The sequence below is a fragment of the Pantoea sp. E2023-21 genome (assembly GCF_051302795.1).
In the GTDB taxonomy this organism is placed as follows: domain Bacteria; phylum Pseudomonadota; class Gammaproteobacteria; order Enterobacterales; family Enterobacteriaceae; genus Pantoea; species Pantoea ludwigii_A.
This window is the reverse complement of record NZ_CP195344.1, coordinates 3,565,968-3,588,476: the sequence shown is the minus strand read 5'-3', so window position 1 is coordinate 3,588,476 and position 22,509 is coordinate 3,565,968. Positions and strand designations below refer to the sequence as shown.

General features: G+C 55.5%; 22 protein-coding genes. 6 read left to right on the top strand and 16 right to left on the bottom strand.

What is annotated here, in order from left to right; all coding sequences use genetic code 11:
• Positions 1-41: 41 nt before the first annotated feature.
• On the bottom strand, positions 42-1,037 hold the full coding sequence (gntR, locus tag ACRQ84_RS16795; protein ID WP_064737923.1) for a gluconate operon transcriptional repressor GntR: 996 nt from the start codon (positions 1,035-1,037) through the stop codon (positions 42-44).
• A 520-nt stretch (positions 1,038-1,557) separates the two neighbouring features.
• On the opposite strand from gntR, the gene ACRQ84_RS16790 reads away from it, so the two are divergent.
• Together ACRQ84_RS16790 and ACRQ84_RS16785 are read left to right on the top strand one after the other, a co-directional pair.
• The gene (locus tag ACRQ84_RS16790; protein ID WP_483816637.1) at positions 1,558-3,129 is read left to right on the top strand and encodes an AbgT family transporter; all 1,572 of its coding nucleotides are present in this window, start codon (positions 1,558-1,560) and stop codon (positions 3,127-3,129) included.
• Positions 3,130-3,356: 227 nt separating this feature from the next.
• Complete coding sequence (locus tag ACRQ84_RS16785) at positions 3,357-3,848, top strand: GNAT family N-acetyltransferase (RefSeq protein WP_064737925.1); 492 nt, start codon at positions 3,357-3,359, stop codon at positions 3,846-3,848.
• 80 nt (positions 3,849-3,928) lie between these two features.
• Here the strand turns inward: ACRQ84_RS16785 and ggt are convergent, their stop codons facing one another.
• Entirely contained in the window at positions 3,929-5,680 is a 1,752-nt protein-coding gene (gene ggt / locus ACRQ84_RS16780) for a gamma-glutamyltransferase (protein WP_483816636.1), read from the bottom strand.
• 202 nt (positions 5,681-5,882) lie between these two features.
• Here ggt and ACRQ84_RS16775 point away from each other — a divergent pair, with 202 nt between their 5' ends.
• Positions 5,883-6,167: a DUF2756 domain-containing protein gene (locus ACRQ84_RS16775; protein ID WP_483816635.1), complete on the top strand. Its 285-nt coding sequence runs from the start codon at positions 5,883-5,885 to the stop codon at positions 6,165-6,167.
• Here the strand turns inward: ACRQ84_RS16775 and ugpQ are convergent.
• The 10 genes from ugpQ to ACRQ84_RS16725 all read right to left on the bottom strand — a co-directional run bounded on the left by ugpQ (position 6,164) and on the right by ACRQ84_RS16725 (position 16,263).
• Positions 6,164-6,907, bottom strand: a complete 744-nt coding sequence (gene ugpQ / locus ACRQ84_RS16770; RefSeq protein ID WP_483816634.1) for a glycerophosphodiester phosphodiesterase — start codon at positions 6,905-6,907, stop codon at positions 6,164-6,166. The two genes, ACRQ84_RS16775 and ugpQ, sit on opposite strands and share 4 nt — an antisense overlap.
• Positions 6,904-7,977, bottom strand: a complete 1,074-nt coding sequence (locus tag ACRQ84_RS16765) for a sn-glycerol-3-phosphate import ATP-binding protein UgpC (RefSeq protein WP_483816633.1) — start codon at positions 7,975-7,977, stop codon at positions 6,904-6,906. Before ACRQ84_RS16765 ends, ugpQ begins: the two co-directional genes overlap by 4 nt.
• A complete protein-coding gene (ugpE, locus tag ACRQ84_RS16760) occupies positions 7,978-8,823 on the bottom strand; it encodes a sn-glycerol-3-phosphate ABC transporter permease UgpE (RefSeq protein WP_064737930.1) in 846 nt (281 codons plus the stop codon). It lies immediately after the preceding gene.
• Positions 8,820-9,707, bottom strand: coding sequence for a sn-glycerol-3-phosphate ABC transporter permease UgpA (ugpA, locus tag ACRQ84_RS16755; RefSeq protein ID WP_483816632.1), 888 nt, complete (start codon positions 9,705-9,707; stop codon positions 8,820-8,822). Before ugpA ends, ugpE begins: the two co-directional genes overlap by 4 nt.
• Before the next feature lie 63 nt (positions 9,708-9,770).
• A complete protein-coding gene (gene ugpB / locus ACRQ84_RS16750) occupies positions 9,771-11,087 on the bottom strand; it encodes a sn-glycerol-3-phosphate ABC transporter substrate-binding protein UgpB (RefSeq protein WP_483816631.1) in 1,317 nt (438 codons plus the stop codon).
• Positions 11,088-11,395: 308 nt separating this feature from the next.
• Positions 11,396-12,109: a high-affinity branched-chain amino acid ABC transporter ATP-binding protein LivF gene (livF, locus tag ACRQ84_RS16745; protein WP_483816630.1), complete on the bottom strand. Its 714-nt coding sequence runs from the start codon at positions 12,107-12,109 to the stop codon at positions 11,396-11,398.
• A gap of 1 nt (position 12,110) precedes the next feature.
• Positions 12,111-12,878: a high-affinity branched-chain amino acid ABC transporter ATP-binding protein LivG gene (gene livG, locus ACRQ84_RS16740; RefSeq protein WP_455846184.1), complete on the bottom strand. Its 768-nt coding sequence runs from the start codon at positions 12,876-12,878 to the stop codon at positions 12,111-12,113.
• Positions 12,875-14,146, bottom strand: coding sequence for a high-affinity branched-chain amino acid ABC transporter permease LivM (locus ACRQ84_RS16735; protein ID WP_483816629.1), 1,272 nt, complete (start codon positions 14,144-14,146; stop codon positions 12,875-12,877). Before ACRQ84_RS16735 ends, livG begins: the two co-directional genes overlap by 4 nt.
• A complete protein-coding gene (livH, locus tag ACRQ84_RS16730) occupies positions 14,143-15,069 on the bottom strand; it encodes a high-affinity branched-chain amino acid ABC transporter permease LivH (RefSeq protein WP_483816628.1) in 927 nt (308 codons plus the stop codon). The genes ACRQ84_RS16735 and livH overlap by 4 nt, the downstream gene beginning before the upstream one ends.
• A 66-nt stretch (positions 15,070-15,135) precedes the next feature.
• Positions 15,136-16,263 carry a branched-chain amino acid ABC transporter substrate-binding protein gene (locus ACRQ84_RS16725; RefSeq protein ID WP_064737935.1) on the bottom strand — a complete coding sequence of 376 codons (1,128 nt, stop codon included), beginning with the start codon at positions 16,261-16,263 and terminating at the stop codon, positions 15,136-15,138.
• Positions 16,264-16,665: 402 nt separating this feature from the next.
• Between ACRQ84_RS16725 and panM the strand changes: the two genes are divergently transcribed.
• Positions 16,666-17,052: an aspartate 1-decarboxylase autocleavage activator PanM gene (gene panM / locus ACRQ84_RS16720; RefSeq protein ID WP_483816627.1), complete on the top strand. Its 387-nt coding sequence runs from the start codon at positions 16,666-16,668 to the stop codon at positions 17,050-17,052.
• 156 nt (positions 17,053-17,208) lie between these two features.
• Here the strand turns inward: panM and rpoH are convergent, their stop codons facing one another.
• From rpoH to ftsY, 4 genes are all read right to left on the bottom strand, one after another.
• Positions 17,209-18,066: an RNA polymerase sigma factor RpoH gene (gene rpoH, locus ACRQ84_RS16715; RefSeq protein WP_064737937.1), complete on the bottom strand. Its 858-nt coding sequence runs from the start codon at positions 18,064-18,066 to the stop codon at positions 17,209-17,211.
• A 239-nt stretch (positions 18,067-18,305) separates the two neighbouring features.
• Positions 18,306-19,289 (bottom strand): permease-like cell division protein FtsX, encoded by a 984-nt coding sequence (gene ftsX, locus ACRQ84_RS16710; RefSeq protein WP_064737938.1) that lies wholly within the window; start codon positions 19,287-19,289, stop codon positions 18,306-18,308.
• Positions 19,279-19,947, bottom strand: a complete 669-nt coding sequence (gene ftsE / locus ACRQ84_RS16705; protein ID WP_008109888.1) for a cell division ATP-binding protein FtsE — start codon at positions 19,945-19,947, stop codon at positions 19,279-19,281. The genes ftsX and ftsE overlap by 11 nt, the downstream gene beginning before the upstream one ends.
• A gap of 5 nt (positions 19,948-19,952) precedes the next feature.
• Positions 19,953-21,401 (bottom strand): signal recognition particle-docking protein FtsY, encoded by a 1,449-nt coding sequence (ftsY, locus tag ACRQ84_RS16700; protein WP_483816626.1) that lies wholly within the window; start codon positions 21,399-21,401, stop codon positions 19,953-19,955.
• 232 nt (positions 21,402-21,633) lie between these two features.
• Here ftsY and rsmD point away from each other — a divergent pair, with 232 nt between their 5' ends.
• Complete coding sequence (rsmD, locus tag ACRQ84_RS16695; protein WP_483816625.1) at positions 21,634-22,233, top strand: 16S rRNA (guanine(966)-N(2))-methyltransferase; 600 nt, start codon at positions 21,634-21,636, stop codon at positions 22,231-22,233.
• On the top strand, positions 22,223-22,492 hold the full coding sequence (locus ACRQ84_RS16690) for a DUF1145 family protein (RefSeq protein ID WP_064737941.1): 270 nt from the start codon (positions 22,223-22,225) through the stop codon (positions 22,490-22,492). Before rsmD ends, ACRQ84_RS16690 begins: the two co-directional genes overlap by 11 nt.
• Positions 22,493-22,509: the final 17 nt, after the last annotated feature.

The window sequence follows — 22,509 nt, the reverse complement described above, 5'->3', positions numbered from 1 at the left end:
AAAAGCACGAAAGTGTGAGCTGACTCATAAATTCATCAAAATCAGATGCTGTCACCTTCGGCAATTTCGAAGCCGACATCCAACGGTTTGCTAACCGTGCGATCGCCGCCAATCCGCGCCAGCAGCATCGCGGCCGATTCCCGTCCCATACGCTCGCGCGGTGTTAACACCGTAGCGAGGCGTGGATTCACCACTTGCGTAATGTCGTGGCCGTGGAAACCGGCAATCGCCATCTGCTGCGGCACCTGCAATCCCTGACGCTGACACTCAAACATCGCGCCCACCGCCAGGTCATCGTTGGTACAGAACAGACTATCGGTTTCAGGATAACGCTTTTGAGCTTCGCACAGCAGTTGTGCGCCGGCGCTGAAAGAGGAGGCATCTTCCATCATCACACTGTGTGGCGTGAGCCCCGCTTCGCGCATCGCTTTTTCGTAGCCCTGCTGCTTCTGCAAAGTACGTTCATCAAGACGCGCGCCGAGATAAACCGTGTGGCGATGGCCTTTTTTCAGAATAGCACGCGTCATCTGCCGCGCGGCTTCGACGTTATCAAAGCCCACCGCCATATCAAGGCACGGCGTCACTGAGTCCATCATTTCAATCACCGGAATGCCCGCCACTTCCAGCATGCGTAGCGTGCCCGGCGTGTGGGTGCGTTCAGTGAGGATCACGCCGTCGATATTCCAACCGAGCAGCGAGCGCAACTGTAGCTCCTCTTTCTGCGCGTTGTAACCGAAGTGCGCCACCAGCGTTTGATACCCCGCTTCATCCGTAACCGCTTCGATGCCGCGTAGTACGTCGGCAAAAACCTGGTTCGTCAGCGAAGGCAGCAAGACGCCAATGGCGCGGCTGGTGGCGTTAGACAGCATATCGGGAGCGCGATTAGGAATGTAGCCGAGCTCGTCCAGCGCCACGGCGATTTTGTCACGTAGGGCCGCAGAGACCTGATCGGGGTTGCGCAGGTAACGGCTAACGGTCATTTTTGTGATGCCGACGCGATCGGCAACGTCCTGTAATACCGGTCTTTTCTTCTTCATCGTATGCGCCTGAGATCAGAGATAACCCAAGTTTATCATTTTTTTGTTAGGTTCAGGTTTTGCGGGAAATCGGTCGCCATTAATAGCGCAATGCTCGTCAGTTAAGCAGCGCATTGGCTCGATAACCTGGTCGCCATGAATGGCGGCCCTACAGCCGTTACAGCGACATTGATTAATAAATAAGCATTGATGCTCCAGCGTGGGTGTTGAGGCGACATCCCAGCCCGCTGAGCGAGTGAAGGATTCCAGGGCGCGGCCAGGCGTCCTCTGCTCGGTCGCCGCACGGCATAGCTGAAACTGCCCCAGCCGATGGCGAACGAAAGTGGCTTGGTGCTTAACTGATCGGCATTACGCCATTAATAGCGACCCTAAGGTTATTGGCGGGGGGTTTTATAGGGTGTGCATTCATGCGCACCTGGCTTCTCATCACTTACGAGAATGGTCTTGTAGCTAACCAGAGAGAGAACAAAGAGCATCGGCAGTCCTGCACCGTAGATTAAATGACAAAACAAGGACCATTATGACGGACCATTCTTCTACACCAGCCAAGCGCCCGATTGAGCGTTTTCTCAATACCGTTGAGTGGCTAGGTAACTTGTTGCCCCATCCCATTACCTTATTTGCGCTGTTTTCACTGTTCATCATCATCGCGTCAGCCATTGCCGCAGCGTTTGGTGTCAACGTCATGGATCCGCGCCCCGCTGGCGCTGCGGGCCGCGCGCCAGATGGCGTGATTCATGTCGTTAGCCTGATGAGTGCCGAAGGTCTGCAACGTATCGTCAGTAATCTGGTCACCAACTTTACCGGCTTCGCCCCGCTCGGCACCGTGCTGGTCGCTCTGCTCGGCGTGGGTATCGCCGAACATTCCGGTCTGCTCTCGGCGGCAATGCGTGCGCTGGTATTTAACGCACCGAAAAAGCTCATCACGTTTACCATTGTCTTCGCCGGCATTATCTCCAACACGGCTTCCGAACTGGGCTATGTAGTGCTGATTCCACTGGCCGCGATGATTTTCCACTCGCTGGGCCGTCATCCGCTGGCGGGACTGGCAGCGGCGTTTGCCGGCGTTTCCGGTGGCTACAGCGCCAATTTGCTACTTGGCACCATCGATCCGCTGCTGTCGGGCATTACCCAAAGCGCCGCGCAGATTATTGACCCGAATTACCACGTTGGCCCGGAAGTGAACTGGTACTTCATGTTTGTCAGCACCTTCGTGATTTCCGTTCTGGGAACATGGATTACCAATAGCATTGTCGAACCTAAGCTGGGCGTGTATCAGGATAGCGAGGGCGACGCGGTGCGTGGCGATATGGGTGCGCTGACAGCGTTGGAACGGCGTGCGCTGAAAGGGGCTGGCTGGGCGGTTCTCGGCGTCACGCTGCTGCTGATACTGGCCGTCATTCCGGGTTATGGCGTATTGCTTAACCCGAAAACCGGAACACTGGCAGGCTCGCCGTTCCTGAAAGGTATTGTGGTGTTTATCTTTGTCTTCTTCGCCATTCCAGGCATGGTCTACGGCCGCATGATTGGCAATATGCGCAACGATCGCGACGTGATCAACGCGATGTCTGCCAGCATGAGCAGCATGGGAATGTACATTGTATTGGTGTTCTTTGCCGCGCAGTTCGTTGCGTTCTTTAACTGGAGCAATTTTGGCACCGTCGTCGCGATAAAAGGTGCCAATCTGCTGGCATCGCTGGATATGGGCGCACCGCTGCTGTTCGTTTTCTTCATCATGATTTGTGGCTTTATCAATCTGATGATTGGTTCCGCCTCGGCACAATGGGCCGTTACGGCACCGATCTTTGTGCCGATGTTGATGCTGGTAGGCTTTGCGCCAGAAGTGATTCAGGCGGCTTATCGCATCGGCGATTCGGTGACCAACGTGATTACGCCGATGATGAGTTACTTTGGGCTGATTATGGCGGTGGCGTCGCGCTATCGTCGCGACATGGGCATCGGTACACTGGTTGCCATGATGCTGCCCTATTCGGTGGTGTTTATGATTGGCTGGACGCTACTGTTTGTCCTGTGGGTGTTTGTGTTTAATCTGCCGGTTGGGCCCGGTGCCGCCACCTGGTACACAATGTAAAAGCAAAAAAAAGCCAGCACCCGAGCTGGCTAAATAATACTTGGAAGCAATGTGAGCAATGTCGTGCTTACCCGGGAGTCAGGAGACGTTTCCGAGCTCGCATGACAATAATAATCATTATCATTCTCGTCTGTAAAGCCCTTTTGCGAAATATTTTGCATTGACGAAGCGCGAGAATTCCTTGATGTTAAAGGGGATTTTATCCATTTTGCACAAGGAGTCGCGCTATGAGTCAGATCGTCATTCGCCATGCTGTTCCCGAAGATGCCGCCGCGTTAACGCGCATGTACTGCCAGCCTGAGCCGCAGGCCAGCACGCTGCATCTACCGTTTCAATCGCCGACGCTGTGGCAGGAACGCCTCAGCAATCTGCGTCCGGGTGTGCATATGCTAGTGGCGTGTATTGACGATCAGATCGCCGGACAACTGACTCTGGAAGTGCTGTCGGTGGCGCGCCGTCGCCATACGGCGACCTTTGGGATGGGCGTCGATGCTGCCTATCAGCGGCGCGGCGTCGGTAAAGCACTGATGTCAGCGATGATAGATTTGTGTGACAACTGGCTGCAGGTGACGCGTATTGAACTGACGGTGTTCGCCGATAACCATAAAGCGCTTGGCTTATATCAGCAGTTTGGCTTTGAGATTGAAGGCACCGCGCGGCGACATGCTATGCGCGACGGCGAAATGGTGGATACGCATTATATGGCGCGCTTGAAATAACCCTGAAAACTGCGCGATAAATCGCGCCGCTACACATGCGTGCATATACCGTAGCGGCGCAATTTATTGCGCATTATTAATTAGTATCCTGCGCTCAAATCATCCACCGAACGGGGATCCGATGCACCATAGCGCATGCCATCTGGCCCAATCATAATGCTCTGCGTGCTACCCATTGCGGGCATCACTTTCACATGTTGGCCTTTGGTTTCAAGCAGACGCAGTGTATCCGGGCTAAAGCCTTTCTCAACGCGCAACTGATCCGGGAGCCACTGATGATGGAAACGTGGCGCATTGGTCGCTTCCGCTACGTTCATGCCGAAATCGATGCTGTTTACCACCATTTGCAGCACGGTGGTGATGATACGGCTGCCGCCTGGGCTGCCGGTGACCAGCCAGGTTTTACCGTCTTTCGCCACGATGGTTGGCGACATGGATGACAGCGGGCGCTTAGCCGGTTGCACGGCATTCGCCTCGCCGCCGACTAAGCCGTAAACGTTTGGCGTGCCCGGTTTAGCCGAGAAATCATCCATTTCATTGTTCATCAGGATGCCGCTTTGTCCGGCGACAATGCCGCTGCCGAAATAGGTATTCAGCGTGTAAGTTACCGCGACCGCGTTGCCATCTTTATCCACCACCGAGAAATGGGTGGTTTGATTGCTTTCATACGGGGCCAGTTTGCCCGGCTTGATCTCGCTGGATGGACGCGCTTTGTTGACGTCAATCTGCTGCGCCAGGGTTTTGGCGTAGGCTTTGCTGGTCAGCGCCTGCTGCAGCACCTTGACGAAATCAGGATCGCCAAGGTATTCCGAACGGTCGGCATAGGCATATTTTTCCGCTTCCGCCATCACCTGCATCGCATCGGCGCTGCCAAAGCCCGCTTTCGCCAAATCGAAGTTTTCCAGAATATTGAGGATCTGCACGATGTGAATTCCGCCGGACGATGGCGGTGGCATGGAGAACACTTCATAGCCGCGATAGGTGCCGCTGACCGGTTTACGCTCCACCGCGCGATAGGCCGCCAGATCCGGTTTACCAATCAGTCCGCCGTGCTGCGCCATTTCTGCGGCAATTTCATCGGCGATTTTGCCTTTGTAGAACGCATCCGGGCCTTGCTGGGCAATCAGCTGCAAACTGCGTGCGAGGTTTTTCTGCACCAGACGTTCGCCCTTCTGATACGGCTTACCGTCCGCTTTGTAGAAAATCGCGCGGCTGTTGTCGTGGTTGATCAGCGTCTCTTTACCGTAAGTGGCGAGATCGTCAGCTAAAGCATCGTTCACTACGATGCCGTCACGCGCCAGTTTGATGGCGGGCGCCAGTAATTTGCTCAGCGGTAAGGTGCCGTATTTCTGTGCCGCTAGCGCAAAGCCGGCTACAGTACCCGGCGTGCCCGATGCTAAATGAGAAGTAAGTGACAACTTACTGTCAGCGTTGCCCTGCTTATCAAGGAACATATCGCGTGACGCGCGCGCCGGTGCCATTTCGCGGAAGTCGATGGCGGTGGTGCGACCGGATGCGGTGCGTAACAACATGAAGCCGCCGCCGCCAAGGTTACCGGCTTGCGGATGCGTTACCGCCAGCGCAAAGCCCACTGCAACCGCTGCATCCACGGCATTACCGCCCTGCTTAAGAATGTCGACACCGACGTCCGTCGCCATCGCATCCACCGATGCCACCATGCCATGTTTGGCTTTTACCGGGTGAAAAGTATCGCTATCCACACCATAAGAGACCGGTGGCGCACTGGCGGGCGCGGCTTGTCCCCCCTGCACCACGGTGAAACTCATCAGCAATGCCCAGCCTAACTGACGTACGTTGCCCTGTATCCTCATCCTGTTACCACCCTTTTAACGTTATTTACATTTGTTATTAATTGATGCAAGTGTTTGCAAATACAGTAAAAAGCGTAGCAGTAAAGTTAAATTAGGTGCACTCCTGGATGAGGGGTTTGAGATATAGCATAAACTTATGTGAGTAGCCGTTGCGGCCTGAGGGCGGCAACACACAGCAGGCTGCATTGATGGAGGAAACACCATGAACAAAAATAAATGGTTAATTATGATCGCAGCGTTGCTGCCGTTAAGCAGCATGGCAAATATGTTGAACAGCACCAACGACCCAAACAAACCTGGCTATAACCCGAGCCAGCAACGGATGCAGTCGCAAATGCAAAATCAGCAGCAACAGCAGAAGCTCAAGTTGCAGCAGAATCAGCAGCAGCAAAGTCAGGATGTACAGCGCAAGGTGCAGGAACAACGGAATAGTGCCCAGCAGCAAGTGATTCAGTCGCAGCCGGGCCAAAAACAGCAGCAGAACTAGCGGAAATCGGGGCCGATAATATCGATGCGATCGGTGCAGATCGCGTCGACGCCCCAACTTAATAGCTCGCGCGCCCGCGCGGGCTGATTCACGGTATACACCAGAATGTGCAGACCGGCCGCTTTCAGCAGCGCAGTGCGTTCGGCGTCGAGTAATTTATGATTCAGATGGATCGATACACATGCCAGACGTTCAGTCAGCGCCTGCCAGTCATCGTGCCACTCATCCAGCAGCAAACCGCGCGGCAGTTCCGGTGCCGCCTGCATGGCGGCTTCCAACGCGGTGTATGAGAAGGACGAGAGCAGCGGCGCGGTTTGACCTTGCCACAGCTCGCGCGCGGCCAGTGCCACGTTGCGCCCGGTTTCCACATCCTGTCCGGTGGTCGGTTTGATCTCGATGTTCGCCATCATCTGATGCTGGCGACAACGTTCAGCCACTTCGCTGAGCAACGCCAGCGGCTCGCCTTCGTAATCGCGGCTAAACCAACCGCCGGCATCCAGCTGTGACAACTTATGCCACGACAGCGCGCCCGCCACGCCCCAGCCGTTGCTGGTGCGATCGAGCGTGTCATCGTGCAGCAGGAAAATCTGCTTATCTTCCGACAGCTTGGCGTCAAATTCGATCATGGTATGACCAAGCTGCGCACCGACATCAATCGCCGCGAGGGTATTTTCCGGGGCCAGTTTGCCGCCGCCGCGATGCGCGACAATGTGCGGATAAGGCCAGTTGTGTTGACTCATTCCAGACGCTTTCCATAAGTTGAATCGAAGAAGTGTAACGCATCTGACGGCAGATGCAGCCACAAGGTGCTGCCCGCCTGCGGACGTTCGCTATGCGGTAAACGTACCACCATGCGCGCGTTACCGATGCGCCCGTGCGCCAGATTATCCGCGCCGAGCATCTCCAGCGTCTCTACCACCAGCGGAATGCCGCCGGCGTCGCGGCTGCTGAGTGTAATGTGCTCGGGACGAATGCCCAGCGTCAGCGGACGATTGGCCCATTTCGCTTTGCTTTCGCCCAGCAGCAAGCCGTTGAGCGCATCCAGCGTAAAGTGCGTACCATCGCTGCTGATTTGTCCCGTTAGCAGGTTCATGGCGGGTGCGCCGATAAATGAGGCGACAAACTGGCTGGCCGGACGCTCGTACACCTCTACCGGCGTGCCCACCTGCTCCACCACGCCTTTGTTCATCACCATCACGCGCTGCGCCAGCGTCATCGCTTCCACTTGGTCGTGGGTCACGTAAATGCTGGTGGTTTTCAGGCGGCGATGCAGCTGTTGCAGCTCAAGACGCATCTGCACGCGCAAGCGCGCATCGAGATTCGAGAGCGGCTCATCAAACAGAAATACCGCCGGTTCACGCACGATGGCGCGGCCCATGGCGACACGCTGACGCTGTCCGCCCGACAGCTCGCGCGGACGGCGATGCAGCAGATGATCCAGCTCCAGACTGCGCGCAGCGTCCATGACGCGCTGCTCGATCTGTACTTTGCCCATGCCGCGAATTTTCAGGCCATACGCCATATTTTCGCCCACCGTCATGTGTGGATAAAGCGCGTAGTTCTGGAACACCATGGCGATGCCGCGATCTTTCGGCTCCATGTTGGTGACACGTTTATCATCAATGTAAATATCACCGGACGATACGCGCTCAAGCCCCGCCACCATGCGCAGCAGCGTCGATTTACCGCAGCCGGAAGGGCCGACCATCACCATAAACTCGCCATCGTTGATGGTGATATTCAGTGGCTGAATGATCTGATTTTTGCCGTCATACGATTTGGTAACGGTCTGAAGGGTTACGCCTGCCATTTATTTATCACTCTCCACCAGGCCACGCACAAACGCACGTTGCATCACGAGTACCACCACCACCGGTGGAATCAGGGTTAATAACATTGCCGCCATCACTTCATTCCACTGCGTAGGCCCGCCGCTGCTGTTAATCATGCTTTTCACCCCGGCTACTGCGGTACTGAGGCTGGCATCGTTGATGATCAGCAGCGGCCACAAATATTGGTTCCAGCCGTAGATGAAGGTGATCACGAAGAGCGCGGCGAGGTTGGTTTTGGATAGCGGTAACACGATGTCCCAGAAGAAGCGCATTGGGCTGGCACCGTCGATACGCGCCGCTTCAATCAGCTCGTCCGGTAGCGACATAAAGAACTGACGAAACAGAAAAGTGGCGGTAGCTGATGCCATCAGCGGCAGCGTTAAGCCGCTGTAGCTGTCGAGCATATTCAGCGTCGAAATCACGTCCACGGTTGGGAAAATACGGACTTCAACCGGCAACATCAGGGTGATGAATATCAGCCAGAAAAACAGCGCGCGCAGCGGGAAGCGGAACCACACCAGCGCAAAGGCGGAGAGCATCGACACCGTGATTTTGCCGACGGTGATGCCGAGCGCCATTAGCAGGCTATTGAGCATCATCATGCCAAATGCCGGGCCGTTGCCATTCACACCGTGCGTCCAGATGCGCGAGATGTTTTCCCACAAATGCGTGCCCGGCAATAGCGTCATCGGCACCTGATACACCGCCTCGTTATCCAGCGTCGCCGCCACAAAAGCGATGTAGAGCGGGAACAGAATGGTCAGCACGCCCAGCACCAGCAAGGTATGGCTGAAGATATCCAGCCCGCGTCGATTCTCAATCATTGGTATTGCACCTTACGCTCGACAAAGCGGAATTGCAGAATGGTCAGGCCAATCACCAGCAGCATCAGCACCACCGATTGCGCGGCGGACGAAGAGAGATCCAGGCCGGTAAAACCTTCGCGATAGATTTTGTAGATAAGCGTAGTGGTGGCCTGCACCGGACCGCCGCCGGTGGCGGCATCGATCACCGGGAAGGTATCGAAGAAGGCATACACCAGATTCACCACCAGCAGGAAGAAGCTCACCGGCGTAATCAGCGGCAGCGACAAATTGAAGAAGCGACGCACCGGACCGGCGCCATCGATCGCCGCCGCTTCCACCAGCGATTTGGGAATCGACTGCAGCGCGGCGAAGAAAAACAGAAAGTTGTAGCTCATTTGCTGCCAGATCGACGCCAATACAATCAGGAACATCGCCTGACCGCTATTTTGCGCGTAGTTCCAGTTGTAGCCCATTTGGTTCAGCAGGTGGCTAAACAAACCGAGGCCCGGATTGAACAGGAACATCCACAGCACCGCAGCCACCACCGGCGCGACCGCGTACGGCAACAGCAGCAAGGTTTGGTAGAGGCTGCGCAGGCGAATCACGTAATCCACTAGCGCCGCCAGCAGCAGGGAAAAAGTCATGCCGCAAATCGTGACCAGCGCACTGAACTCAATGGTGGTCCAGAAGGACGCCAGATAATAGTCGTCGCTGAACAGGCGTTTGAAGTTCGCCAGCCCAACGAAGGTGCTGGAGATGCCAAAAGGATCAATGCTTTGCAGCGAATACCACAAGGCTTCACCGGCAGGCCACAGGAAGAAAATGGCCGTAATCACCAACTGCGGCAGCAGCAGCAAATAGGGCAGAAAACGGGAGCGAAATACGGGGCGCGATGAGGACATAGCAGGCTCAATCTGAGAGAAAAATCGGGGCGAACGCCAGGCGCCGGCCCCGAGATAACAGCATTACTTCACTTGCTGCTCAAAACGGCGCAGCAGCTCGTTACCGCGTTTCACAGCGTTATCCAGCGCAGCCTGCGGCGCCTGTTTGCCGGTCCACACGCCTTCCAGCTCCTCGTCCACAATAGTACGAATCTGCGGCATATTGCCCAGACGCATGCCTTTGGTGAACGGCAGCGGATCTTTGTTCAGCATCTGGCGCGTGGCGATGTCTGCGCCTGGGTTCTTGTCGTAGAAGCCCTGCTGCTTAGTCAGCTCATACGCTGCGGTGGTAATTGGCAGGTAACCGGTTTTCTGGTGCCATTCGGCAGCGATTTCCGGCTGAGCGAGGAACTTCATGAACTCCGCCGCGCCTTTGTAGGTGTTGGCATCTTTGCCTTTCATCACCCACAGGCTCGCGCCGCCAATGATGGCGTTCTGCGGTGCGTTCGGTACGGTTTCATCGTAGGGCATCATGCCAACGCCGAAGTTAAATTTGGCGTAGTGTTTGATGTCGGCCAGTGAACCGGAAGAGGCAGTGGTGATGCCGCAATCGCCGTTGTAGAACTTGGCGGTAGATTCATCTTTACGACCGAAGTAGGTGAAATCCCCCTTCTTATTCATCGCTTCCAACATTTCGATGTGGCGCACCTGCACCGGCTTATTGAATTCCAGCACCGCATCGGTACCGTCAAAGCCGTTGTTTTTGGTGGCGACCGGCAACGCATGCCAGGCGCTGAAGTTTTCAATCTGAATCCAGCCCTGCCAGCCACTGGCGTAACCGCAGGTCAGGCCCGCTTTACGCAGCGCTTCGGCATCTTTCGCCAGCGCCTGCCAGGTTTTTGGTGGCTGATCCGGGTTCAGACCGGCTTTTTTGAAAGCATCTTTGTTGTAGTACAGTACCGGCGTTGAGCTGTTGAACGGCTGAGAGATCAGCTGGCCTTTACTGTCGCTGTAGTAACCCGCAACGGCGGGCACGAACTGTTGCGGATCCATCGGCACGCCAGCGTCTTTGAACACTTGATTGACTGGTACAATCGCTTTTGACGCCATCATCGTCGCCGTACCGACTTCATACACCTGCAGCAGCGCAGGCGCTTTACCGGCGCGCACCGCCGCGATACCCGCCGCTAAGCTCTGCTCGTAGTTGCCTTTGTATGTCGGAACGATCTTGTAATCGGGGTGAGCCTGGTTAAAACGTTGTGCCAGAGAATCAACTTCTTTGCCTAACTCGCCTTCCATTGAGTGCCAGAAAGGGATCTCAGTTGCAGCCAGCGCATTACCGCTGAGCGCCAGACCGAGTACGACACTCATCAGGCGGGGACGAAGCGTAAAAGCGGACATAAAGTTTTCCTGTGCTGTTAGCGACGCGCGAATTCGCGCATTTTGTAGTTCGCGACGTAACATGACACGGGAAAATGACGGATTAATAACAGGTTGATTACGGGGATGTGACAGCGGGATGGGATAGGTTTATATATTCGTCCGTGCTGGCTGTCCCCCATCCCGGCCTTCCCCCGCTAGCGGGGGAAGGAAACGCTGCCACTTGCTGCTTCAGCACTCACATATGGCAGCATCTTCCTCCCCCATTTATGGGGGAGGACCGAGGAGGGGGACAGCGAGCCCCTATCCAGGGGGACAGCGAGCACCAATTACGCGCCTAAATACGCGCTTCTCACCGCTTCATTTGATAGCAGCGCTTCGCCGCTGTCTTCCAGCACCACGTGGCCGTTCTCCAGCACATAACCGCGATCTGCCAGCTTTAGCGCCTGGTTGGCGTTCTGCTCGACGAGGAAAATGGTCATGCCCTCTTTGCGCAGTTGCTCAATGGTATCGAAGATCTGCTGGATGATAATTGGCGCCAATCCCAGCGACGGTTCATCCAGCAGCAGCAAACGCGGCTGGCTCATCAGCGCACGGCCAATCGCCAGCATCTGCTGCTCACCGCCGGACATGGTGCCCGCACGCTGTGCTTTACGCTCTGCCAGGCGTGAAAACAGCTGATAGACGCGATCGATACGCTCCAGATACTGCTGTCGCGTAGCGAAGAAGCCGCCCATCGCCAGATTCTCTTCCACCGTCATACGCGAAAACACCCGCCGACCTTCCGGCACGATGGCAATCGCTTCGCGCATGATTTTCGCCGTTTGCCAGTCGGTGATCGCTTTACCATCAAAAGTGATACTGCCGCTGGTGGCGCGCGGTTCGCCGCACAAGGTGCCGAGCAGCGTGGTTTTACCCGCGCCGTTGGCACCAATCAGGGTAACGATTTCGCCCTGATTGATGTGCAGATTAATGTTGTGCAGCGCCTGAATCGGACCGTAATGGGCGCTGACACCCTGCAAGGTTAAAATCGGGTTTGCCATGTTACGCCTCACCTAAATAAGCACGGATCACATCCGGATTGTTACGCACCTGTTCCGGCGTGCCGTTGGCCAGCGGCGTTCCCTGATTGACCACGTAAATGCGGTCAGAAATGCCCATCACCAGCTTCATATCGTGTTCAATCAGCAGCACGGAAACCTTGTGCTCACCGCGCAGTTCGGCGATCAGCTCATCCAGTTCGTGGGTTTCGCGCGGGTTAAGCCCGGCGGCCGGTTCATCCAGCATCAGGATTTCCGGGCGCGTCACCATGCAGCGCGCGATCTCCAGACGACGCTGCTGACCGTACGCAAGATTGCCCGCCTGACGGTTAGCCAAATCCAGCAAACCGATACGATCCAGCCAGGTGGCGGCGCGATCCAGCGCTTCACTCTCGCCACGACGAAACGCCGGGGTTTTGAACAGGCCGGAGAATACGCCGCTTTTCAGGTGCTGATGCTGCGCCACCAGCAGATTTTCAATCACCGTCATTTCGCGGAACAGACGCACGTGCTGGAAGGTACGCACAATGCCCATGCGCGCAATCTTCTGGCCCGGCAAACCTTGCAGCTGCTGATCGCGCAGTTTGATGGTGCCCCCGGAAGGTTTATAGAAACCGGTCAGGCAGTTGAATACCGTGGTTTTACCGGCACCGTTTGGGCCGATCAGCGAAACAATTTCCTGCGGATGCAGCTCCAGCGCCACGTTGTTGACGGCTAACAGGCCGCCGAAGCGCATCATCAGGCCTTCAACGGCTAATAAAGGCTGACTCATGCCTGCTCTCCTTGTTTACTGCTCTTCAACTTCAGATGCGGACGCTTCATTGGCAGCAGACCTTGCGGACGCCAGATCATCATCAGCACCATCAAACCGCCGAGCACCAGCATGCTGTACTCGTTCAAATCACGCATCAGCTCGCGCGAGACCACCAGCAGAATCGCTGCAAGGATCACCGCCAGCTGCGAACCCATGCCGCCCAGCACCACAATCGCCAGCACAAAGGCCGATTCAACGAAGGTGAAGGATTCCGGGCTGACGAAGCCCTGACGCGCCGCGAACAGCGTCCCCGCAAAGCCCGCGAATACGGCACTGATGGTGAAGGCGGTCAGTTTGATGCGTGTGGGGCTCAGGCCGAGTGAGCGGCAGGCGATCTCATCTTCACGCAGCGCTTCCCACGCACGGCCCAGCGGCATACGCAGCAAGCGGTTGATAACAAACAGCGTCAGCACCACCAGCAGCAATGCCACCAGATAGAGGAAAATCACGCGGTCGCTGGGATCGTATTTCAGACCGAAGAAATCATGGAACGTGCTCCAGCCCCCTTCACTGACGCGACGACCAAACTCCAGACCAAACAGACTTGGCTTGGGAATCTGCGCGATACCGTTCGGACCGCCGGTGATGGCGGTGTTATTCAGCAGCAGAATACGCACGATTTCGCCGAAGCCGAGCGTCACAATTGCCAGATAGTCGCCGCGCAGGCGCAGCACCGGGAAGCCGAGCAGCAAACCAAAAGCCCCCGCGACTAAACCAGCCAGCGGCAGGCTTTCCCAGAAACCAAAGCCGTAATAGTGATTAAGCAGCGCGAAGGTGTAAGCGCCGATAGCGTAGAAACCGCCATAGCCGAGCACCAGCAACCCCGACAAACCCACCACCACATTCAGCCCGAGGCCGAGCATCACGTAGATCAGCGTCAGCGTGGCGATATCCACGCTGCCGCGCGACACCAGAAACGGCCAGATTACGGCGGCGGCAATCACTAGCGCCATCAATAACTTCTGCTTTGGCGTCGAACCATCAAAACCCGGCAGGACAAAACCTTTGCCGCTGCGTTTGAAATTGCCCTGCACCAGCGGACGTAGCAGCTGGAAGACAAACACCACCGCACAGCCAATAAAGATCCAGTTCCAGCGTACCGCGCCTGCGTTGGCGACCACCAGTTTGGTGCCATCCAAATCGAGGCGGACGCCCATAAAGAAGGTGGCGAGTATCAGCAACATCACCGTGGAGATCACGGCGTTGACCAAACCGAGGCGTTTCATACTTTCTCCACCTCCGGACGGCCAAGAATCCCGGTTGGCAACACCAGCAGCACCACAATCAGCAGCGCGAAGGAGACCACATCTTTATATTCGGTCGACAGATACGCCGAGGTCAGCGCTTCCGCAATGCCCAGCACCAAGCCGCCAATCATCGCGCCGGGAATGCTGCCAATGCCGCCCAATACCGCGGCGGTGAAGGCTTTCATTCCGGCCATAAAGCCGATGAACGGGTTGATGGAGCCGTAGAATTGCCCGAGTAATACGCCCGCAACCGCCGCCATCGCCGCACCGATGATAAAGGTGAGAGAGATAACGCGGTCGGTATTGATGCCCAGCAGGCTGGCCATTTTCAAATCTTCTGCGCAGGCGCGGCAGGCGCGTCCCATGCGCGAATAACGGATAAACAGCGTCAGCGCCAGCATCGACAGGAAGGTCACCACCCAGATCACCAGTTGCATGGTGGAGAGTGTGGCGGCAAAACCGTTGCTCTCGCCCAGCGTCCATTGGCCGGTGATCAAACTGGGCAGTGCGAGATCGCGTGAGCCTTGTGTCAGGCTGACGTAGTTCTGCAGGAAGATCGACATCCCGATCGCCGAGATCAGCGCGATCAGGCGCTTCGACGATCGCACCGGCTTATACGCCACGCGTTCGATGCTCCAGCCATAGGCGCTAGAGATGATCACCGCCATCACGAAACCGGCGGCGATCATCAGCCACGAAGTATCGATGCCCATCATCATCAGGGCGGCAATCACGATAAAGGAGACATAGCTACCGATCATGTACACCTCGCCATGGGCGAAGTTGATCATGCCGATAATGCCGTAGACCATGGTGTAACCAATGGCGATCAGCGCGTAAGTGCTCCCGAGGGTAACCCCGTTGAACATTTGCTGAATGAAATAGAGAAACTGCTCGGACATAGTGAGGACCTGCTCTGGAGCTGAATAATTCCCTCTCCCGTGTGCAGAAGAGGGAATTTTTTAGGATTACTTAACTGCAGTAGAAGAACCGTCTTTGTGCCATGTGAAGACACCAAATTCGAAGCCCTTCAGATCGCCTTTCTCATCCCAGTTCAGGTTACCCATCACGGTTGGAACGGCTGCGCCCTCTTTCAGGTTCTTCGCAATCGCATCAGGCTCATCGCTCTTGCTACGTTCGATACCTGCCACCAGCGACTGAATCGCGGCGTAGGTGGTCCAAACGAACGGACCGGTTGGATCTTTACGGTTAGACGCGGTGTTGGCTTTGATCGCATCAACAATCGCCTTGTTCTCTGGCAGTTGGTCATAACGCTTCGGCAAGGTGACAAACAGGCCTTCAGACGCATCGCCGGCAATGTTAGACAGTGAAGCATTGCCCACGCCTTCTGGGCCCATGAAGCCGGCTTTCAGACCCGCGGATTTTGCCTGACGCAGGATCTGGCCCAACTCCGGGTAGTAACCACCGTAATAAACGAAATCGACGTTCTCTTTCTTCAGACGCGCAATCAGCGTGGAGAAGTCTTTATCACCGGCGGTGATCCCTTCAAACAACACCACGTTGCCGCCTTTGGCTTTCAGGGTTTTCTGCACGGATTCCGCCAGACCCTGGCCGTATTGCTGCTTGTCATGCACCACAGCGATACGTTTTGGTTTGATGTGGTCAAGGATGTACGTCGCTGCCGTTGGACCCTGATCGGAATCCAGACCAGTAGTACGCAGCACGTCAGCATAACCACGCGCAGTCAGCTCCGGCGCGGTAGCGGCTGGCGTGATCATCAGCACGCCTTCATCGTTATAGATGTCTGAAGCGGGCTGCGTAGATGAGGAGCACAAATGGCCGATAACGTATTTAATGCCGTCGTTAACCACTTTGTTGGCCACCGCAACCGCTTGTTTCGGGTCACAGGCATCGTCATATTCCACGCCAACCAGTTTGTCACCGTTAACGCCGCCTTTAGCGTTGATGTCCTTAATCGCTTGCGCGGCACCGGTAAACTGCATGTCACCGTACTGCGCGACCGGACCGGTTGATGCGCCGACAATGGCAATTTTGATGTCTTTTGCCAACGCCGCGTGACTCATTGCCAGGGCGATGCAGCCCGCCAGTAATGCGCGTCCTTTACTCATATTCATGCGAACTTCCCCATCTGTTGTGTCGTGTCTGTTGTGATTGTTTATTTTCTGCCAGTCAAAGAGGAAAACTCATTCTGCAATAATGGGTTAGCACACTTTTCTGGCATTTATAGGTAATAAGGCTTTATTTTTCAGGTTATTAAACAGGAACTTTCTTCTGTAAAGCAACTGACATATTCAGAATTGACTGAGTGGATCAGCAGAATCGTCTGGTTGTTATGGCCGATTTTTCAGCAGGATACCAGCGCGTTATGCTGGCTTTTTCAGCGTTCGTTGATGGCTTACTCCACAATCCTGGCAAACTGGCTGGCATTTGACCTATTTTCATCAGAAAAAAGTGACAGCGCTCTGACTGTCTAAATTCGCTACACTATCGCCTTTGCACTAGTACAGGTATTAGGTATGAAGCTGACAATCCAGCGCTTAGCATCGTTAACCGCTCAGGACCGTATCGATTTAGCTAAAGTCTGGACCGAAATCGATATTGTGCAACTTGAAGCACAACTCAGCGAAACGCAGCGTCTGTATGTGGCGCGTTTTAACGATAGGGTACTGGCAGCGCTACAGCTGACGATCAGCGGCACGCTGGGGAAAATCACCTGCCTCAACGTACGCGAAGTCACGCGACGTCGTGGCGTGGGACAATACTTGCTGGAAGAGACCATCGCGCAGAATGGCGCGTTAGCGGATTGGTGGATAGCCGATGACGGCGACGCCGATCAGGGCGTGCGCGCGGCCTTTATGCAGGCCTGCGGTTTTCGGGCGCAGGTTGATGGTTGGGTGCGTTGAAGGATTTCGTGCGGTTGGTGAAACGGTGCGCATAAATGCGCACCCTACGAACCCGCGCACCATGCGTAGTTTGTAGGGGCGCCATTTATGGCGACCGATTTGCAGGCAATAAAAAGGGCGACTATCAAGTCGCCCCGTTTTTCCACCTGATGTCTATCAGGCTTCAATCGCCACACGCAGTTTCTTCATGGCGTTCTTTTCTAACTGACGTACGCGCTCCGCAGAGACGCCGTATTTATCGGCCAGCTCCTGCAGCGTAGTTTTGTTGTCATCATCCAGCCAACGGGCACGAATGATGTCCTGGCTACGCTCGTCGAGGCTCAGCATCGCATCGCTCAGCTTGTCCGCAGCGTGTGCATCCCAGTTATCCTCTTCAATGCCATCGGCGAAGTCAGAGGTTTTATCCTGCAGATACAGCACGGGGGCCATCGCTTTGCCTTCGCCCGCTTCATCATCAGACGACATATCGAAGGTCATATCCTGCGCGGCCATGCGCGATTCCATTTCCAGCACGTCTTTGCTGCTCACGCCAAGCTCGCGTGCAACCATTTCTACTTCGTCCTGGTTGAACCAACCGAGACGCTGTTTGCTTTTACGCAGATTAAAGAACAGCTTACGCTGTGCTTTGGTGGTTGCGACTTTCACGATACGCCAGTTACGCAGCACGTATTCGTGAATCTCTGCTTTAATCCAGTGCACGGCAAATGACACCAGACGGACACCGACTTCAGGATTGAAGCGACGCACCGCCTTCATCAGGCCGATGTTACCTTCCTGAATCAGGTCCGCCTGCGGCAAGCCGTAACCGGAGTAGTTACGAGCAATATGAACAACAAAGCGCAGGTGAGACAGGATCAGCGTCTTAGCTGCATCCAAGTCACCCTGGTAATGCAGCCGCTCAGCCAATGCTTTTTCCTCTTCTGCCGTCAGCACCGGCCAGTTGTTAGCAGCCCGGACGTAAGATTCCAGGTTACCCAGAGGAGCAATCGCTAAAGTTTGCATTTCTTTGGTCATTCAAACCCTCACAAATTCAATGGACTTGCTGCACAGTTCCTTGCGCAGACGTTACATTATGTCAACGTCGCGAGAAAACCAGAAGCAATCTGTGCTACTTGGACGACAAAGTTATCCACAAGTTCAATTATAGCAGTGAATATTTTACACACAGATGACGGCGGGGGATATAGGAGAATTCCTCTGCTCCCAGGTCGTCGGCAGCAGAGGAAGAGTATATCAAAAAACGTTGCTTTTGGTTACTGCGGCGTAAATCGGCGTAAATGTTGCACCGTTGCCAGCCAGGCGGCAATCCAGCCGATGATGGCGGCAATCAGCAGTAACAACAGCCCTTCATCCCACGAAAAACCTTCCAGCACAAAGGTGGTACCGAATACGGTGGCAACTTGCGCGACCACTGATTGCAGGCGCAACACCAGCACCTCGGAAAGAATCAGCGACAACACCGCGCCACCAAAACCGAGCAGCGCACCGCCATACAGGAAGGGGCGCAGGATAAAGCCATCGGTAGCCCCAATCAGCTTCTGCACGTTAATAGTATCGCGGCGCGCAAAGATACTCAGTCGCACGCTGTTGCCGATTACCAGGAACACCGCCACGACCATTAACAGGCCAATCATCGACGCAATCTGTCCGACCAAGCCGGTAAGCGCCGCTAAACGCGCGAACCAACTGTCATCCATGCGGACTTCATCCACGCCCTGCACTTTCGCCACGCTATCGCGCAGATTCGCCATGGTGTCCGAATTCTGGAAATTAAGCTTTGGGGTGATGATGGCGACGGCCGGCAACGGATTCTGCTCCAGCATGTCCATCGAGCCGCCAAAGCCAGACCAGTTGCGGAACTCATTCAGCGCTTCTTCACGCGTCAGATAGTTAACGTTATCCACGCCATCAATCTGTTTGAGCTGGGCGGTGACGTTTTCCGCCGCGGTATCATCCAGCGCTTTATCCAGATAAACCGTTAACTGCGGCGCGGGATACCACTGCGTCGCTGCCTGGCTAACGTTCTTCCACACCATGTAGCACACGCTTGGTAGTGTCAGCGAGATGGCAATCACCATCACCGTTAGCAACGTCGCCAGCGGCTGACGCCACATATCCGACAGCGTGCCGCGCAGCGCATAGCGCCACTGCTCCTGCCAACCGCCTTTCAGCGCCTTGCTTTTAGAAGGCTGCTTCGCTTTCGGCGCAGGCGCGCGCTTGTTGCGTTTATTGACCATCGTGGCCTCCGTGCAGACGTCCCTGATTGAGCGTCATCACGCGGTAATTCCGCCGTGCGATCAGCCCGACATCGTGCGTTGCCATCAACACCGTGACGCCAACGCGATTAAACTCTTCAAACAGGCGCAGAATGTCTTCGGACAGCGCATTGTCGAGGTTACCGGTTGGTTCATCCGCCAGCAGCACCGCAGGCTTGTTCACCACCGCGCGGGCAATGCCGACGCGCTGCTGTTCACCGCCAGAGAGCTGAATCGGATAGCTTTTCGCTTTGTCGAGCAGGCCGACTTTATCCAGCGCTGCCGACACGCGACGACGAATATCTTCGCCGCTGGCACCGGAAATAATCAGCGGGATCGCCACGTTGTCGTAAACCGAACGATCCATTAACAAGTGGTGATCCTGGAAAATCATACCAATCTGACGCCGCAGGAAAGGCACTTCGCTGTGACGCAGACGCGAAATGTCGTGACCGCTAAACCAGATCTGCCCGGCACTCGGGCGCTCAATGCCACAAATCAGCTTCAGTAAGGTACTTTTCCCCGCACCGGAATGGCCGGTCAGGAACGCCATTTCGCCGGGACGCAGATGGAAATCCACTCCCTGCAGCGCCTGACGTCCTCCCAGGTAAGCTTTACTGACCTCTTCAAAGCGAATCATCCCAATCATTCCTCTCGGGCAAACAGTGCCTCAATAAAGTCTGCGGCCTTAAACGGCCGTAAATCCTCGATGCCTTCCCCAACACCGATATAACGAATCGGAATACCGAACTGATCGGCAACCGAGAAGATCACACCACCTTTGGCGGTGCCATCCAGTTTCGTCAGGGTGATGCCGGTCAGGCCCACCGCTTCATGGAACAGTTTGGCCTGGCTGATGGCGTTTTGCCCGGTGCTGGCGTCGAGCGTCAGCATCACTTCATGCGGCGCATCTTCATCCAGCTTCTTCATCACGCGGGTAATTTTCTTCAGCTCTTCCATCAGGTGCGATTTGTTCTGCAGACGACCGGCGGTATCGGCAATCAGTACATCCACGTTGCGCGACTTAGCGGCCTGAATGGCATCAAAAATTACCGAGGCTGAATCCGCGCCGGTATGCTGCGCCACCACCGGAATGTTGTTGCGCTGGCCCCAAACCTGCAGCTGTTCGACGGCTGCAGCACGGAAGGTATCGCCCGCGGCCAGCATGACTGATTTGCCCTGTGCCTGATACTGACGCGCCAGCTTTCCGATGGTGGTGGTTTTACCCACGCCATTCACGCCAACCATCAGGATGACGAATGGCATTTTGCCACCCACTTCCAGCGGCTGATCCACTTTTTCCAGAATGCCGGACATTTCAGCTTTCAGCAGACCATACAGCGCTTCGGCATCGCGCAGCTGCTTACGGTTAGCCTGTTGCGTTAAATTAGTGATAATACGGCGCGTGGTTTCGACGCCAACGTCAGCGATCAGCAGCTGCTCTTCCAGCTCTTCAAACAGCTCGTCATCAATTTTCTTACCGCGGAACAGGCCGATAAAACCCGAACCGAGGTTTTCGCGGGTTTTAACCAGGCTGCGTTTCAGACGGGCGAAGAAGCCCTCTTTGGTAGGACGCTCCTGCTCCTGCGCAATGATCGGCGCAGCGGCCAGCGGCAGGTCGCTAACGGTATCCTGAGTTTCTTCGGCGAGTTCAGCATCTTCCGCATAGGTTTCCGCTAACGCCAACGCTTCCAGTTCTTCGTCACTTAATGGCGCGTCTTCATCACGTTCTGGCTCATCAATCGCCAGCTCTTCCAGCTGCGGCTCTTCTTCGATCGGCGCCACATCCGGCGGTGTTATCTCTTCCGGCAGTACTTCTTCTTCGATAGCGGTAACCAACTCAGGTTCCTGCTGCTCGACGACCGGCTCTGCAATCAGTTGCGGTTCAACCTGCTGCTGTTCCGCCACCTGTTCGGTAACGGCGACGGTTTCGACAGCCTGCGCTTCGGCGCGATCGAGCGCACTCTCTTCAACGGCAGGCTCAGCGACCACCGCCTCGGCAGTTTGCTGCTGTTCTTCAGCGGGTTGTTGCGTCTCTTCTTCTTTGCCAAAGCCTAACCAGGAAAAAAAGCCGCGTTTTTTCTCTTTTGCCATTGTGTGACCCTACTCCTCGATGGCTTATTCCCGGTAGCACGCTTGTTCCCAGGGGATAAAATATTCAATTTTAAGCGGGTGAGCGGCGTAAAAATCAGGTAATTACGCGCGCTATACCAACTCAGTAGTCTAACACTTTCCAGCCAGCGCACCACAGCACCCTTTTTTAACGTTTCTTCTGCCCGCTACGCCCGTTAAACTACGCAACAAATTATGACGAGTTGTGAGCGAAATGAGTAAATCCCCCCGCAGCAGCGGCGCTGCTGGTCAGATCCGCATCATCGGCGGTCAGTGGCGTGGCCGTAAATTACCGGTGCCGGATAGCGCAGGTTTGCGCCCGACCACCGATCGCGTACGTGAAACCCTGTTCAACTGGCTGGCGCCGGATATCCAGCAAGCGCGCTGCCTCGATTGCTTCGCCGGCAGCGGCGCATTAGGGCTGGAAGCGCTGTCCCGTTATGCGGCTTCGGCTACGCTGCTGGAGCTGGAGCGTTCGGTGGCGCAACAGCTGTCACAGAACCTGCAAACGCTGCGCGCCACGCAGGCGAAAGTGGTGCAGACCAACACGCTGCAGTGGTTGAGCCAGCCGGGTGAACCGTTTGACGTGGTGTTTGTCGATCCACCGTTCCGTAAAGGACTGTTACAGGAAACTTTAACGCTGCTGGAGCAAAATGGCTGGTTAGCGGTTGAAGCGCTGATTTATGTAGAAAGCGAAGTGGAAAACGGCACACCTGTCGCCCCATCGAATTGGGATTTGTACCGCGAGAAAATTGCCGGTCAGGTGGCTTATCGCTTATATCAACGCCAACTGGAGACGCACGATGTGGCTTAATTTGGGACGTTTATTGATGATTTGCGTCTGGGCATTTTTGCTGCTCAATCTGGTGCAGCCTTTCCCGACGCCGCTGCGCTATTTCGTGCACGTTGCGCTGTTCTTTATGGTGATTATGCACGGCTTGCAGCTGGTGTTGCTGCGTGCGACGCAGCCGAAAGACGCCCCGAAACTGAGCGGCACAACCCAAGCGAAGATCTTCTTTTTTGGCGTATTTGAGCTGCTGGCATGGCAGAAGAAGCATTATCCGAAGATGTAAAAAGTGCGGTTTATGAC